Source organism: Rhizobium sp. CFBP 13644, from assembly GCF_014842165.1.
Taxonomy (GTDB): Bacteria; Pseudomonadota; Alphaproteobacteria; order Rhizobiales; family Rhizobiaceae; genus Agrobacterium; species Agrobacterium tumefaciens_C.
The window spans coordinates 62,647-78,669 of record NZ_JACYVF010000006.1 but is presented as its reverse complement, the minus strand read 5'-3'; the positions used below and the strand labels follow the sequence as shown (position 1 = coordinate 78,669).

The 16,023-nt window shown below is 57.9% G+C and carries 12 protein-coding genes; 7 read left to right on the top strand and 5 right to left on the bottom strand.

Going from position 1 to position 16,023, the window contains the following annotated elements:
* Positions 1-280 precede the first annotated feature (280 nt).
* The 3 genes from IFT53_RS15690 to IFT53_RS15680 all read right to left on the bottom strand — a co-directional run bounded on the left by IFT53_RS15690 (position 281) and on the right by IFT53_RS15680 (position 3,710).
* Positions 281-1,468: a Gfo/Idh/MocA family protein gene (locus tag IFT53_RS15690; RefSeq protein ID WP_192066208.1), complete on the bottom strand. Its 1,188-nt coding sequence runs from the start codon at positions 1,466-1,468 to the stop codon at positions 281-283.
* Between the two features lie 15 nt (positions 1,469-1,483).
* A complete protein-coding gene (locus IFT53_RS15685; protein WP_192066209.1) occupies positions 1,484-2,539 on the bottom strand; it encodes a sugar phosphate isomerase/epimerase family protein in 1,056 nt (351 codons plus the stop codon).
* Positions 2,540-2,639: 100 nt separating this feature from the next.
* Positions 2,640-3,710, bottom strand: coding sequence for an NAD(P)-dependent alcohol dehydrogenase (locus IFT53_RS15680; RefSeq protein WP_244656355.1), 1,071 nt, complete (start codon positions 3,708-3,710; stop codon positions 2,640-2,642).
* Between the two features lie 133 nt (positions 3,711-3,843).
* Between IFT53_RS15680 and IFT53_RS15675 the strand changes: the two genes are divergently transcribed.
* On the top strand, positions 3,844-4,536 hold the full coding sequence (locus IFT53_RS15675; RefSeq protein ID WP_192066210.1) for a superoxide dismutase: 693 nt from the start codon (positions 3,844-3,846) through the stop codon (positions 4,534-4,536).
* Positions 4,537-4,589: 53 nt separating this feature from the next.
* Here IFT53_RS15675 and IFT53_RS15670 read toward each other — a convergent pair whose 3' ends face one another.
* Entirely contained in the window at positions 4,590-5,387 is a 798-nt protein-coding gene (locus IFT53_RS15670; protein ID WP_192066211.1) for a metallophosphoesterase family protein, read from the bottom strand.
* 668 nt (positions 5,388-6,055) lie between these two features.
* Here IFT53_RS15670 and alkB point away from each other — a divergent pair.
* Positions 6,056-6,709 (top strand): DNA oxidative demethylase AlkB, encoded by a 654-nt coding sequence (gene alkB, locus IFT53_RS15665; protein WP_192066309.1) that lies wholly within the window; start codon positions 6,056-6,058, stop codon positions 6,707-6,709.
* Between the two features lie 171 nt (positions 6,710-6,880).
* Entirely contained in the window at positions 6,881-8,611 is a 1,731-nt protein-coding gene (locus IFT53_RS15660) for a chemotaxis protein (protein ID WP_192066212.1), read from the top strand.
* A 63-nt stretch (positions 8,612-8,674) separates the two neighbouring features.
* On the opposite strand, the gene IFT53_RS15655 is transcribed toward IFT53_RS15660, so the two are convergent.
* Complete coding sequence (locus IFT53_RS15655) at positions 8,675-10,300, bottom strand: ABC-F family ATP-binding cassette domain-containing protein (RefSeq protein ID WP_192066214.1); 1,626 nt, start codon at positions 10,298-10,300, stop codon at positions 8,675-8,677.
* Between the two features lie 150 nt (positions 10,301-10,450).
* Between IFT53_RS15655 and IFT53_RS15650 the strand changes: the two genes are divergently transcribed.
* From IFT53_RS15650 to iolE, 4 genes are all read left to right on the top strand, one after another.
* The gene (locus IFT53_RS15650; protein WP_192066215.1) at positions 10,451-11,266 is read left to right on the top strand and encodes a MurR/RpiR family transcriptional regulator; all 816 of its coding nucleotides are present in this window, start codon (positions 10,451-10,453) and stop codon (positions 11,264-11,266) included.
* Between the two features lie 110 nt (positions 11,267-11,376).
* Positions 11,377-13,299 (top strand): bifunctional 5-dehydro-2-deoxygluconokinase/5-dehydro-2-deoxyphosphogluconate aldolase, encoded by a 1,923-nt coding sequence (locus tag IFT53_RS15645; protein ID WP_446737682.1) that lies wholly within the window; start codon positions 11,377-11,379, stop codon positions 13,297-13,299.
* The gene (gene iolD / locus IFT53_RS15640) at positions 13,296-15,125 is read left to right on the top strand and encodes a 3D-(3,5/4)-trihydroxycyclohexane-1,2-dione acylhydrolase (decyclizing) (RefSeq protein WP_192066219.1); all 1,830 of its coding nucleotides are present in this window, start codon (positions 13,296-13,298) and stop codon (positions 15,123-15,125) included. Before IFT53_RS15645 ends, iolD begins: the two co-directional genes overlap by 4 nt.
* On the top strand, positions 15,122-16,021 hold the full coding sequence (gene iolE, locus IFT53_RS15635) for a myo-inosose-2 dehydratase (protein WP_192066221.1): 900 nt from the start codon (positions 15,122-15,124) through the stop codon (positions 16,019-16,021). The genes iolD and iolE overlap by 4 nt, the downstream gene beginning before the upstream one ends.
* The last annotated feature ends 2 nt before the right edge of the window (positions 16,022-16,023 follow it).

The following is a 16,023-nucleotide window of genomic DNA, read 5'->3' as shown; positions in this document are numbered from 1 at the left end:
GGTCAAGCGGTCCAACCCATTGGCTGCCTCAATCGACGCCTTGTTTCCCGACCGCACGTTCCGGTCTGGCATCAACACGCCACTTCTCTCACCAACCGTGGCTCGCGATCCACTTAGGCTTTGAGAAGCTGGGAGATTGTAGGCTCGGGTCGGGGGAAGATTGAGAAACTTTTTTTCGAGTTTTTGCAAATTTCTATCAAGCCATTGATTGGCCGAAGATATTTTTCATTCGAGGCAAAACGGCCGGACTGCGCAACACCCCGGCCTGTTCTCGCAAACCTTAGAGTTTGACCCAGTTGCCGTTCTGCTTCGAAGAGGCGATGCAGGCCTCCACGAAGGCCACGCCTTTGACGCCATCATCGATGGTTGGGTAGTGCACGGCGCTATCCAACGCCGTGCCGTCGCGGCGCGCCTGAATGGCGTTGGCGGCTTCGGTGTAGATCGTGGCAAAGGCTTCGAGATAGCCTTCCGGGTGACCGGATGGAATACGGCTGACGCGACCTGCTGCGGCCCCGGCCCCGGCACCACCACGGGTAATGAGCTGCTTCGGCTCACCCAGCTTTGTGAACCAGAGATAGTTCGGATCGGCCTGCGTCCACTCGATACCAGCCTTGGTGCCATAGATGCGCACCTTGAGGCCGTTTTCGTTGCCGACTGCCACCTGGCTGCACCACAGAAGGCCCTTGGCCGGTGCCTTGCCCTGTGCAGCCTTGAAGCGCAGCATCACATGGGCATTATCGTCAAGACGACGGCCTTCCACGAAGGTGTGCACATCGGCTGCCAGCTCATCGGCTTCAAGACCGGACATGAAGCAACCGAGATTATAGGCGTGTGTGCCGATATCCCCTGTCGATCCACCTGCACCCGATTGCGCCGGGTCCGTGCGCCACACGGCCTGTTTGGCTCCGGTCTGTTCCACAGGTTCGGCCAGCCAATCCTGCGGATATTCCATCTGCACAAGGCGGATATCCCCCAGCGCGCCGGTTTCCACCAATTCGCGAGCATGCCGCGCCATGGGGTAGCCGGTGTAGTTATGGGTCAGAACGAAGAGGGCGTCGGCCTTGTCGGCAACCGCTTTCAGCTTCTTTGCATCTTCCAGATTGGAGGTGAGAGGCTTGTCGCAGATGACATGGATGCCCCGCTCCAGAAAGGCCTTCGCCGCCGGATAGTGCACATGGTTGGGCGTGACGATGGACACCGCCTGAATGCCATCGGGCCGCGCCGCTTCCTTTTCCGCCATCTCTTCAAACGAGCCGTAGCAGCGGTCTTCGTCCAGACCCAGTTCCAGACCTGATGCTTTGGACTTTTCAGGCGTGGAGGATAGAGCCCCCGCCACCAGTTCGAACCGGTTATCCAGCCGTGCCGCCATGCGGTGTACACCGCCGATGAACGCGCCGGAGCCGCCGCCCACCATGCCCAGACGAATGCGCGCATTGGCCTTGTCGGTCGTTTTTCCTTCGATCGTCATTGTGTCTCCTGCAAATTACGAGAGGCCGAGCATGCGGCGGTTGGCGGCATCGTCGGTGCCTGAAGATGCGAAGTCATCGAATGCCTTCTCGGTGACGCGAATAATGTGCGCCTTGACGAATTCTGCACCCTCTGCTGCCCCGTCTTCCGGATGCTTCAGTGCGCATTCCCACTCCACAACGGCCCAGCCGGAGAAGTCATTGGCGGTCATCTTGGAGAAGACAGCGCCGAAATCCACCTGCCCATCGCCCAGCGAACGGAAGCGGCCAGCGCGGTTGACCCACCCCTGATATCCGCCATAGACGCCCTGACGGCCGGTTGGGTTGAACTCGGCATCCTTGACGTGGAACATCTTGATCCGGTCTTTGTAGATGTCGATATTGTCGAGATAATCCAGGCATTGCAGCACGTAATGCGAGGGGTCATAGAGCATGTTGGCGCGGCTATGGTTCTTCACCCGCTCCAGGAACATCTCGAAGGTCACGCCGTCGTGCAGATCTTCGCCCGGATGGATTTCGTAGCAGACGTCAACGCCCTGCTCATCGGCATAGTCAAGGATCGGCGTCCAGCGCTTAGCAAGCTCGTCAAAGGCGGCTTCCACCAAACCGGCGGGGCGCTGCGGCCATGGATAGATGAAGGGCCACGCCAATGCACCGGAGAAGGTCGCATGGGCATCGATGCCGAGATTGCGCGATGCTTTCAGCGCCATTTTCACCTGCTCGACGGCCCATTCCTGACGTGCCTTTGGATTGCCGCGCACATGCGGTGCGGCAAAGCCATCGAAGGCTTCGTCATAAGCCGGGTGCACCGCCACCAGCTGACCTTGCAGGTGGGTGGAAAGCTCGGTGATTTCAACGCCGTTCTGGCGCGCGACGCCGGCCAGCTCGTCACAATAATCTTTTGATTCGGCAGCTTTTTTAAGGTCAATCAACTGGCTGGCCCATGTGGGAACCTGCACGCCGAGATAGCCCTTTTCAGCCGCCCATTTGGTAATGCCGTCCCAGGTGTTGAAGGGGGCAGCATCGCCTGCGAACTGACCGAGGAATAGACCCGGCCCTTTGATCGTCTTCATGAATTCTTCCTCCTGCATCGATACAGTTGAGCGGTCCAAGCCTCCGTCCGTCAACGGCGATCAAGCTAACCGCTGTTAAATTTCGTGCAACCCTGAATTCTCAGCCGGGCATGATAATTTGCATCTTGACCTCACCGGCGGGTGCCGAGGCGGCGATATCGAACGCCTTGATGCTGTCATTGAAGTCGAATGTGCGGGTAATCAGCGGCGCAACATCAATGGCACCGGATGCCAGCATATCGACGCAACGACCAAACACATTGGCGTAACGGAAGACATGCTCGACGCGGGCCTCACGAACCTGCGCCGCCACCATGTCATAGGCCACGAGCTTGGTCGGCATGCCGACGAAAACAACGGTGCCAGCCGGACGCAGGGCCTCAAACACCCGTGAGATGGCCGCTTCTGCGCCAGAGCATTCGAATATGAGATCGGCACCCCAGCCACTTGTGGAAGCCATCACCTTCTCGGCGAGGTTATCCTCGCGCACATTGACGGTTTCGACCGGACCGAGGGAGCGGGCCATATCGAGTTTCACAGGATCGACATCCGATACGATGACGCGGGCACAACCGGCTGCAAGGGCTGCCAGCACGGTGACGAGACCGATAGGACCGGCACCGATGACGACGGCGATATCGCCCGGCTTGACCTTGGCCTGCGTTGCCGCCTGAACGCCAACGGCCAGCGGCTCCACCATCGCGCCTGCTGCAAAGGACACGTTGTCAGGCAGTTTGAACGTATAGGCGGCGGGATGCACAACAGACGCCCGCAGCACTCCATGCACGGGTGGCGTTGCCCAGAAGCGCACGGCGGGATCGAGATTATAGTGGCCGATGCGGCTGGCGCGGCTGATGGGATCGGGAATGCCCGGTTCCATGCAAACGCGGTCGCCAACGGAAAGGTTTGTTACGCCGGAGCCGACCTCGGTCACCGTGCCGGAGGCCTCATGGCCGAGAATCATCGGCTCACGAACCACGAAATTGCCGATGGCGCCGTGGGTGTAATAATGCACGTCGCTGCCGCAAATGCCGACCGTGTGAATGGCAATGCGCACATCATGCGGGCCCACCTGTTCTTCCAGCGGGAAGGGCCGCAGCGAAAGCTTGCCCAATTCCTCGAGAACGAGCGCGCGCTCCTCACCCATGCCCGATATTCCTTGCGACTGCATGCGGTCCTCCTCGACCTTAAACGTCCATTTGCGGTAACAAAACCGGGAACTGCATCAATAAGCAAGGTCGAAAAGAAACTTTTCCGACGCCTACCGGTTTGCCTGACTTGGATATCAACCGGGAGAATGAGACATGTTAATGACGAGACGCGCCGTTATGGCCGCCACAGCAGCAACCGCTGCCGCCGCCACGCTTTCCGCTCCATCCATTGCAAAGGCCGCACTTCCGCTGAAACAGCCTGCTTTGCCTTTTGCCGAAGACGCTCTCGCCCCGCATATCTCCGCCAAGACCCTTTCTCTTCATTACGGCAAGCATCACAAGGCATATTTCGACAAGCTGAACACGCTTGCGAAAGACACCCCCTATGCCGACATGGAGTTGGAGCAGATCGTCAAAGGATCAGCCGGTAAGGCTGCAGACAAGAAGATTTTCAACAATGCGGCACAGGCCTGGAACCACGTCGTTTACTGGGAGCAGTTCACTCCCGGCGGCCCGAACCGGCCCGAGGGCAAGGCAGCTGATGAACTCAACGCCGCATTTGGCGATTACGGCAAATTCATCGAGAAAGCCGTTGCTACATCGGATGAAGTGTTCGGTACCGGTTGGGTATGGCTGACCCGCGATGATGAGAACAAGCTGGCGCTGGTGGGTTATGAGGATGGCAACAACCCGGTCGCCGTCGGCCGCCCCGCCTATCTTGGCATCGATATCTGGGAGCATGCCTATTATGTGGATTATGAAAACCGCAAGCCTGAACACATCAAGGCCGTGCTGGAAAATCTCGTGAACTGGCGCGTCGTGGGCGAGAAAATCTCAGCCGCGTGAGGTGCTGACATCTTGATATTTCGGGCGCGGTTCCAAACCGCGCCCTATTTGTTTTATTCGGCATGCATGACGCTGATCGTGCCATCGCGCGCAAGCCTTGCGGCAGATAGCCGGCCCGTCATGAAGGCGCCGGTATCGACATTCAGGCGGTTGTCTGAAAGGGCAGCAGTTCGCACAGGCGTGTGACCATGGACGGTGAGAAACAGGTTGTCCGCGCCTGACCCGACCTGATCTTTCGGTCTGATCCACAGAAGGTGCTTGTCTTCCTGCCGTTGAAGGGGAACGCCATTGACCACGCCCGCATGCACAAAGCAGAAGCCGGGAACGGCCAGAAGCGATGGCAATTCGGTGAGAAACGCCACATGGCTTGCCGGAATGGCCTCCTGCACCAGCGCCTTCAGCCTGCGCCTGTCTTCCGGCAGTTCCGAAATGCCATAGGAGCGCAAGGTTTCCACGCCGCCAAATTGCAGCCAGAGGTGATCCAGACGCGGATCACCCAAGAAATCCAGCATCGTCGCTTCATGGTTGCCTGCAAGGCAGAAGCGTTCAATATCGCCCGTCATCGGTTTCATCAGCTCATCGATGACGCCGCGGGATTTCGGGCCGCGATCAACATAGTCACCCAGCATCACGATCCACTTCGAACCATGCTGCTGGGCAGCATCGGTCAGGATCTTGTGTTGCAGCCGCTCCAATTGGTCGAGGCAACCATGCACATCACCAACCGCATAGATGACATCGGGCCTTTCGTGCGAAAACAGCTTCCGGCGCATTTCGGTGGCTGGCATGGTGAGCGGAGCGTCCTTGCGGTAGTGGATGGGTGCGAATATTAGTATGCAGGTATGAACCATTATACTTAACGCCACATTACGATGGCGTGGATGCGGTAAGTGGACGCCCGTGCCATTAACCTAACTACCGCATGCCTATGAGATAGCTACCTTTCCCCCCTTCGCATGGGAACCTTCACAAGGGTGCTTGTGGTTTCAAACTAGGCCTTGGCAAAGCTCATTTCAACGTGAGATAGAGTGTTTCCGGCAACATCCGAAGGACTAGAAAAGCGGTAAAGCATCACGGGATGCCTAACGTGTCCAACGGGTGGGGGTCTCCCTCATCAAGAGACAATCCAACCCAGCCGAAAGAAAGGAGGCCTCATGTCTCTAGAAGTACTTCTGCTGATTGTGGCCATACCGGCAGCGGTTTTGGCTATTGTGCAGATCGTCGATCGCTTTAAGCGATAAATGACTGAGGCAGATACGGTGCCCGTGCACTGTGTCTGCAAACAAAAAAGCCCGCTAGGTCATCACCCCCGCGAGCTTTTTCGCATTTGCCGTTTAAGGAGGTCTCGGCTGACCCTAGAAGTGATTATTTGAATAATCCCAAATGACGGGTCCGTCAATATGAAACGCGGCTACAGGCCCTGTAGCGTCAACATATGGACATCTTCGCAAGGTGTGGTCAGGCATCGTATTCTGTAGTGTATGAAACACAAAGCCTATCAAAAGAGCCAGCACCCATGATGGATGATCTGTTTGCAGCATTGGAGAATGAAAAGCCGTCTCGCGAGATGATGGCGGAGGGTGCGTGGCTGCTGCATCGGTCGGCTTCTAGCGTCGCGGGGCAATTGTTGCGGGATATCGACAGCATTTCTGCGGTAGCGCCCTTTCGGCACATGGTCACGCCGGGTGGTTTCTCCATGTCTGTCGCCATGACCAATTGTGGTGATTTTGGCTGGGTGACGGACCGCAGGGGGTATCGCTATCAGGCGACAGACCCTGAAAGCGCAAAGCCTTGGCCGGCAATGCCGCAGAGCTTTATGGCGCTTGCGCTGAGCGCGGCGAAAGAAGCCGGGTATCCTGATTTCGTGCCCAATGCCTGCCTGATCAATCGCTATGAGCCGGGTGCGAAAATGTCTTTGCATCAGGATAAGGACGAGAAGGATTTCAGCAATCCCATTGTTTCCGTTTCCCTTGGCTTAGCCGCTACATTTCAGTTTGGCGGCCTCAACAGGGCTGATCCAGTGCGCAAATTCATTCTCAGCCATGGCGATGTGGTTGTCTGGGGTGGCCCGTCGCGCCTGTTCTTTCACGGCATCCTGCCTTTGAAGAAAGGGGTGCATGATGAAGCGGGCTCTGTGCGGTTTAATCTGACGTTTCGATACGCCGCAGCGTAATGTGCTTTTTCGCGCTCGCCGTTAACCAGCTGTAGTGACTCAACTGTTAACTGTGTTTGGTAATAGTGCGGCGTGGGGCCGATGGATTTACCTGTCGTTTCCTAAATCCGCTTAGCGTTCAACTATAACGCAAGATCGGAAACGACGATGAATACTTTGCATAAGCCTAACATGGCATATACACTTGATAAGCAAGGCGAACTCAGCGCCAAGCTGACGGCTGCGCATGCAAAGATCGAAAAGCGCTTTCTCGATGGTGGCGCGGTGCTCGTCTCCGTGATGGAAATTCTGGGCAACCTTACAGGCATTCTCGACGGCATGACCGGCACGCTGAACGGCAGGTCCGTTGAGCATAATATCAAGGGTTTCCACAACACCATCAACGATCTTGCCCAATTGCCAAAGACCGAGGAAAACCGCCAGGCCGGGTTCCAGTCGCTGGCCGATATGTGTGCCTCAACGGGTGGCCATATCGATGATATCTCTGAAACCATCCGTTATCTCAAGACCTTTGCCATCACGGTGAAAATCACCGGTGCCGGTCTTTCCGAATTTGCCGGTTTTGCCGATGAAATCCGCGAGCGAATTCAATCCGGTGCCGATGAAGTGGGGCGCTTTGCCAAGAACCTTGGCGTCATGCGCATGCAATTGATCAAGGCGCTTTCGTTCTCTTCGGGAACGAAGGCGGATTTTGACGACACGATCCCGCAGATCATCAAGGGTCTCAACGAAAATTCCACCCGCATTGCCCAGCAGCAGCAGGAAATGGCCGATACCGCCGCGCAGGCCAAGAAAATCGCCCAGGCCATTCAGGGCAAGATCGGAACGGTTCTGTCTCTGTTGCAGATCGGCGATATCACGCGCCAGCGCATTGAGCATATCCAGAGCATGCTGGAAGCACTGGATGATTTTACCGCTTCGCCCGAAGGCAAGACGCTCGACCACAATGAAAATGTGATCCTGCGAGAGGCTGTGCTGCAAATGGCCAGCGCACAGATGGACGAAACGGCGTCCGACTTCCAGCGTGATTGCGCCAAGATTTTCACAAGCATTTCCAGCTTCGCCGATGATGCCGCACGCATTCTTTCCCTGCGCGATGAGCTGGTGGACAAGACCAAAAACAGCGACAGCAATGTGCTGGCATTGATGGAGCAGGGCATTACCGAAGCCTGCGATCTGGTGGCCCGCGTGCAGGAAAGCAGCGCAGAAGCCGACGAAGTGGTGGAATCGGTGACGAACAGCGCGCAGGAATTGTCCCGTGGCATTGAGATCCTGCGATCCATCAAGATCGACATTCATTACATGGCGTTGAACTCGAACCTTCGCTGCTCGAAACTGGGCGACGCTGGTCGCTCCGTCAACGTCGTCAGCGGTGAAATGCGCGTGTTTGCGGGCAAGCTGGAAACACCAGCCGACGCGATTGTGGACGAACTGCATCGCGTTGAAACGACGACGAAGGAACTGGCCCAGCAGGGACGCGGGCTTTCCGGCGATCTGGCAGCGCCGCTGAACGAAGCATTGTCGACCATTCGCGAGGCAAAGACGCAGATGGAATCCGGCATCGATGCGCTGGCTGAAGAAGGCCAGGCGGTGTTTAGCCGCATCAGCTCGGCCGTTGTCAGCCTCGATTTCGAAAGCGAACTCGGTGACACCTTCAAGCAATGCTGCGAGATTGCCGCGCAGATGCCGCAGGGCTTCAACGCCGATGTGTCTGGCTTTGCCGACAAGATCAACCCGTTCACGAGCCGGGTGTTCAAACTCTACACCATGTCTCAGGAGCGCGATATTCACCTCCGCTTCCTGCCAGCCAACGCTTCTTCGTCCAGTTCAGCGCCTGCTGCTGCGAGCCATTCAACGGCCGCTGCCGACGATGATGACCTCTTTGCCGACGCACTTTTCTAGGCCGGAAAGACTGAATTAAGCGGGCAATTCCAGATCGAAAAATGCGGCCGAGGGCCGCATTTTTTATGCCTTTAGCAGACCCGGTGCTTCTGCACCCGTGCGCTCGACATATTCGACATAACCCCCGCCATATTGGTGGATGCCCTCAGGTGTCAGTTCCAGCACGCGGTTGGAAAGGGCGGCCAGAAAGTGGCGATCATGCGAGACGAAGAGCATGGTGCCTTCATATTCGCTGAGCGCCTTGATCAGCATTTCCTTGGTGTCGAGGTCCAAGTGGTTGGTCGGTTCGTCCAGCACGAGGAAATTCGGTGGATCAAACAGCATGGCGGCCATGACGAGGCGCGCCTTTTCACCGCCGGAAAGAACGCGGCACTTCTTCTCCACGTCATCACCGGAAAAACCGAAGCAGCCTGAGAGTGCACGCAGGGGAGCCTGACCGGCTTTTGGGAAACGCTGTTCCAGCCATTGGAGAATGGTCGCATCACCATCCAGCAGATCCATGGAATGCTGGGCGAAATAGCCGAGCTTGACGCTGGCACCGACATTGACGCTGCCCGTGTCCGGTTCAGAGGTTCCCGCAATCAGCTTGAGCAGAGTCGATTTGCCCGCGCCATTGACGCCCATGATGCACCAGCGTTCCTTGCGGCGGATCATGAAATCCAGACCTTCATAGATCGTGCGCTGGCCATAGGCCTTGTGGACCTGTTTCAGGGAGACGACATCTTCACCGGAGCGTGGCGGTGCCTGAAAATCGAAAGCAACCGTCTGGCGGCGCTTGGGCGGCTCGACGCGGTCAATCTTTTCGAGTTTCTTGACGCGGCTCTGTACCTGTGAGGCGTGGGAGGCACGAGCCTTGAACCGCTCGATGAACTTGATTTCCTTGGCAAGCATGGCCTGCTGACGCTCGAACTGCGCCTGCTGCTGCTTCTCGTTCTGGGCGCGCTGCTGCTCGTAAAAGCCGTAATCGCCGGTATAGCTGGTGAGCGAGCCCGCATCGATTTCGATGATCTTGTTGACGATGCGGTTCATGAACTCGCGGTCATGCGAGGTCATTAACAGCGCGCCGTCATAGGTCTTCAGGAAGTTTTCGAGCCAGATCAGGCTTTCAATGTCCAAATGGTTGCTCGGTTCGTCGAGCAGCATGACGTCTGGGCGCATGAGAAGAATACGGGCGAGCGCCACGCGCATCTTCCAGCCGCCGGAGAGTTTGCCGACATCGCCGTCCATCATCTCCTGGCTGAAGCTCAAGCCGGCCAGAACCTCGCGGGCGCGGCCTTCCAGCGAATAGCCGTCAAGCTCTTCATAGCGCGCCTGCACCTCGCCGTAGCGTTCGATGATCTCGTCCATCTGGTCGAGTTGATCGGGATCGACCATGCGGGCTTCGAGCGCCCGAAGCTCGGTCGCAACCGCGCTGACGGGGCCTGCACCTTCCATGGCCTCGGCGACCGCGCTGCGGCCTGCCATTTCGCCGACATCCTGATTGAAATAACCGATGGTGACATGCTTGTCAGAGGCGACCTGACCCTCATCCGGCATTTCCTGGCCGGTAATCATGCGAAACAGCGTGGTCTTGCCCGCGCCGTTGGGGCCGACCAGACCCACCTTTTCCCCACGATTAAGCGCGGCCGATGCCTCGATGAAGAGAATGCGATGGCTGGCGGATTTGCTGATATTTTCGATGCGGATCATGAGTGGTGTAACCGATAAGCTGGAGGTTTGGCGGTCCCTATGCCACGCCCGACCCGCACTGTCACCCGATGAATCGTCTTGGAATACTTGTCAAATAATTTGGAATGGATATTCCATATCGCGGGTGGGGATAAAAGTGAGGAGAAGGCCATGGGCGAGAACACGCCTCCGGCAACAGTGGAAGCCTTTCAGGAGCGATTGCTGGAACTATCGGACAGCTTGCCGAAACGGCTGCGCCAATGCGCCGACTATGTTGCCGCCCATGCCGACCGCATAGCGGTATCGACGGTGGCGGAACTGGCGGAAGGGGCGGGGGTTCAGCCTTCGGCCATCATGCGCTTCAGCCAGATCATGGGCTTTTCAGGCTTTTCCGAGATGCAGCGGCTGTTTCGCGAGCATTATACCGGTGGCTGGCCCGACTATACGACCCGTCTGAGCAATCTGCGCGATAATCATGAGGATAGCGGCTCGCTGCTTCTGGCCGAATTCGTGGAGGCAGGCCGCGCTTCGCTGGAAGGTGTGCTGAACACGGTCGATCCGCAGGAATTCGAAACCGCGATCCGGCTTCTCTCGGCGGCAAACATCATCCATATCATAGGGTTGCGGCGATCCTTCCCTGTTGCCAGCTATCTTGCCTATGCGTTTGAGAAAATGCGTGTCCCTGCCATGCTGCACGCCTCTGTGGGGCAGTTGCACAGCGATAGCGCCATTCGGTCAGGCGATGTGGTGCTGGCAATTACCTTTTCACCCTACTCGTCCGAGACCATGGAGCTGGTTTCATCCAGCCTTGCGCGGAACGTGCCCGTGGTGGCGCTGAGCGACAGCAGCGTCAGCCCGATGCGAAAACTCGGTGCAACGATCCTTGCAGTTTCCGAGGTGGATTTCGGGGCATTCCGCTCGCTTTCAGCCACTTTATGCGTGGCAATTGCTCTGGCGGTTGGCGTGGGAACACACCGCGCGGATTGAATATTTATGTTGAAATCAGGCAAAATGGAATTTATAGTCCAAAAATAGCATGAAATGGAATGATATTGGAGTGTCATTCCAGCGCCGCGAAATCGCGAAGGAGGACGGTCGTGAAAAAGCTTGATCTGATTACGATCGGCCGCTCGTCGGTTGATCTTTATGGCGCCCAGGTGGGTGGCCGTCTGGAGGACATGTCCTCATTCAACAAATACATTGGCGGCTCCCCCACCAACATTGCGGCGGGTGCTGCGCGGCTGGGTTTGAAAACTGCCGTCATAACCCGCGTCGGCAACGAGCATATGGGCCGCTTCATTCGTGAGCAGCTGGTGCGCGAAGGCGTTGACGTGAGCGGCGTGGTGACGGATGCGGAGCGGCTGACGGCGCTGGTGCTGCTCGGCATTCGCGATCAAGCCCAATTCCCGCTGATATTCTACCGCGAAAACTGCGCCGACATGGCGCTGTGCGAAGACGATATCGACCCGGATTTCATTGCCAGCGCGGAATGCATCTGCGCCACCGGCACGCATCTGTCGCATCCGCGCACGGAAGCTGCCGTGTTGAAGGCGCTGCGGCTGGCGCGTGAAAACGGTGCGAAGACGGCGCTCGATATCGATTACCGGCCCAATCTCTGGGGTGTGGCGGGCCATGGCGATGGTGAAAGCCGTTTCGTGGAATCTGCGAAAGTGACCGCGAAGCTTCAATCGACGCTGCACTTTTTTGATCTGATTGTCGGGACCGAAGAAGAGTTTCACATCGCCGGTGGTTCCACCGATACGCTGGAAGCGTTGGAGGCCGTGCGCAAGGTTTCCAAGGCAACGCTTGTATGCAAGCGCGGCCCGATGGGCGCGTCTGTCTTTACCGGCGATATTCCTGCAAGCCTTGATGATGGCGAATCCGGTCAGGGTTTTCCGATTGAGGTGTTCAATGTGCTGGGTGCGGGCGATGGCTTCATGGCGGGCCTGTTCCGGGGGTGGTTGCGTGGCGAGGATTGGCCGACAACGCTGAAATACGCGAATGCCTGTGGCGCTTTCGCGGTGTCTCGCCATGGCTGCACACCGGCCTATCCAAGCTGGGAAGAGCTGCAATATTTCTTCCGCACCGGCATTAAAAACAAGGCGCTGCGCAAGGATGCGGCGCTGGAGCAGGTGCATTGGGCCACCAACCGCAAGGGTGACTGGAACACCATGCGCGTCTTTGCCTTCGACCACCGCATGCAGCTGGAAGCCATGGCGGATGAGGCTGATGTCGATCACGCAAGGATTGGCGCATTCAAGCAGCTGTGTTTGAAAGCAGCCCTTGAAGTGGCCGGAGATAATGCGGGATACGGCATTTTGTGCGACAGCCGCTTGGGGCGTGATGCGCTTTATGAGGCAAGCGGCACCAAGCTGTGGGTTGGCCGACCGGTGGAATGGCCGGGTTCGCGCCCGCTGACGCTGGAGCCGGAACTTGGCCTCGATTTTGGTGGCCTGAATGAATGGCCGGCGAACAATGTCGTCAAGGTTCTGTGCTTCTATCACCCAGATGATGCCGAGGAGTTGCGGAAAGAGCAGGAAGACACGGTGCTGCGACTGGCGCAAGCCGCGCGGCGCAACCGGCTGGAACTGCTTCTTGAAATCATCCCGTCCAAGGTTGGCAATGTCGATGACACGACGACGGCGCGGATCATTGAGCGTTTCTACGAAATCGGCGTTTATCCCGACTGGTGGAAGCTGGAACCGATGAAAAGCGAAGCCGCGTGGAGAGCCGCATCTGATGCCGTGGAGCGCAACGACCCTTACGTGCGGGGCATCGTGGTGCTAGGTCTGGATGCGCCGCAGGCGGAGCTGGAGGAGAGCTTCCGGCTGGCGGCAGGGTTTGATCTTGTGAAGGGCTTTGCGGTGGGGCGCACGATTTTTGCGGATGCGGCCCGCGCATGGCTTTCGGGCAAGATGAGCGATGAGGAGGCCGTTGCGCAGATGACGCAACGTTACAGCGCACTCTGCCAGAAATGGGATGAGGCGCGCGCCGCAAGCAACAAGGGAGGTGCAGCGTGACCACATACCGTTTGACAGCCGCGCAGGCGATGATGCGCTATCTGGCCGCGCAACTGAATGAGGATGGCGATACCTATATTGCCGGTGTCTGGGCCATTTTCGGCCATGGCAATGTGGCCGGTATCGGTGAGGCGCTTTATGGCATCCGCGATGAGTTGAAGACCTATCGCGGCCAGAACGAGCAGACCATGGCGCATTCCGCCATTGCTTACGCCAAGCAGCTTGGACGCCGTCGTGCCATGGCGGTCACGTCTTCCATCGGTCCCGGTGCCACGAATATGGTGACGGCTGCGGCGCTTGCCCATGTCAACCGTCTGCCGGTGCTGCTCATTCCCGGCGATGTCTTTGCCAATCGCGGCCCTGACCCGGTGTTGCAGCAGATCGAGGATTTCGGCGATGGCACCGTGTCCGCCAATGATTGCTTCAAGCCCGTCAGCCGCTATTTCGACCGCATCACGCGCCCCGAACAGCTTTTGACCGCGCTGCCGCGCGCCATGCGCACCATGACGGACCCTGCCGATTGCGGGCCCGTGACGCTGGCTTTCTGCCAGGATGTGCAGGCTGAGGCTTATGACTATCCGGCGAGCTTCTTTGAGAAAAAAGTCTGGCGCCAGCGCCGCCCTGAGCCTGACCATGCCGAGTTTGAAGAGGCGGTCGCGGCTCTGAAGGCTGCCAAGAACCCTGTCATCATTGCGGGTGGCGGTGTGCATTTTTCCGGTGCGACGGAAACGCTCAAAGTCTTTGCCGAGACGCATTCCATTCCCGTGATCGAGACGCAGGCGGGAAAATCTGCGCTGGCCTGGGACCATGCGCTCAATTTCGGCCCCGTGGGCGTGACGGGTGCAGATAGCGCCAATGCGATTGCCGAAAAGGCCGATCTCATTTTCGGTATCGGCACCCGATTTCAGGACTTTACGACAGGCTCCTGGGCGTTGTTCAAGAACCCGCAACGGAAGCTTCTGGCGCTCAACGTGCAGGCCTATGACAGCGCCAAGCATGATGCGATCAGCCTGACGGCGGATGCGAAGGTTGGGCTTGAGAAGCTTTCTAACGCTTTGGGAAGCCATCGCTTCGCAGCGCCTGATACGGCGCTGAAACAGGCGTGGTTTGCGAAGGCCGACGCGGTGACGGCGGCGCCAGCTGAGGCCAACAGCCTGCCGACGGACATGCAGGTTATTGGCGCTGTGCAGCGTGCCTCGCGTGACAACACGGTTGTCATGTGTGCGGCAGGCACCATGCCGGGTGAATTGCACCAGCTGTGGAAGGCCAAGCTGCCGCTCTCCTACCATATGGAATACGGCTTTTCCTGCATGGGATACGAGATTGCCGGTGGTCTTGGCATTGCGATGGCGCAGCCTGAGCGCGATGTGATCGTGATGGTGGGTGATGGATCCTACATGATGGCGAATTCCGAACTTGCCACCGCCGTTGCCATGGGGGTGAAAATCACGGTCGTGATCACCGATAACCGGGGCTATGGCTGCATCAACCGGCTGCAGATGGGCACCGGCGGGGCCGAGTTCAACAATCTTTACGCCCACACCAACCACACCAACCCCATCGCCATCGATTTTACCAAGCACGCCGCCAGCATGGGCGCGGATGCGTACAAGGTAACCTCGATTGCAGAGCTTGAAAAAGCGCTTGAGGCGGCCCGCGCGGCAACGGTGACAACCGTTATCGTGATCGACACGGACCCTTACCCCACGCCCGATGCGGGTGGGTACTGGTGGGATGTGGCGGTGCCGGAGGTTTCTGAGCGCAAGAATGTTAACGATGCACGCACAGCTTACGAAGCGGCGTTGAAGGAAAGGCAGTCATCATGATTCTCTACGGCACAAACCCCATTGCCTGGAGCAATGACGATGACCGCACGCTCGGCGCCCATATCAGCCTAGAGCAGTGCCTGGATGAGACATCGAAGATCGGTTTCGACGGCATCGAGAAGGGCCACAAGTTTCCGCAGGAACCGGATGCGCTGAAAGCGGTGCTTGAGCCGCGCAATCTGCGCTATGTTTCCGGCTGGCATTCGCTGAACCTTTTGACCAACTCCATCGAGGACGAGAAGGCTGCGATGCAGCCGGTGCTTGATCTTTTGAAGGCCATGGGTTGCAAGGTCATCATCGTCTGCGAAACGTCCAATGCCATTCACGGTGACGATGCAAAGCCGGTGAATAACCGCCCGAAACTGGATGATGCGCATTGGGCATCCTTTGGCGAAGGCGTGGAAGCGCTGGCAAAGTTTGCTGCCGATCAGGGCATTGCGCTGGTTTACCATCATCATATGGGCACCATCATCGAGAGCGAGGATGAGATCGACCGGCTGATGGAGCATACCGGGCCGCATGCCAAGCTTTTGCTGGACACCGGCCATTGCCTGTTTGGCGGTGGAAACCCTGAGCGCCTTGCGAAGAAGCATATGGGCCGCGTCGGCCACATCCACGCGAAAAATGTGCGGCCTGAGATTGCACGCCAGGTGCGCGACGAGAAGCTGTCCTTCCTCGAAGGTGTGCGGCGTGGCGTTTTCACCGTGCCTGGTGATGCCGAGGGCGGGGTGGATTTTCTGCCCGTTCTGAAAGTTGCCGCAGACCATGGTTACAGTGGCTGGCTGGTGATCGAGGCCGAGCAGGATCCTGATGTTCGCAACCCCTTCGAATATCAGAGCCTCGGGCTGAAATCGCTTCGGGCATTCGCCAAGGAAGCCGGGCTTGATAAAGCCTGAAT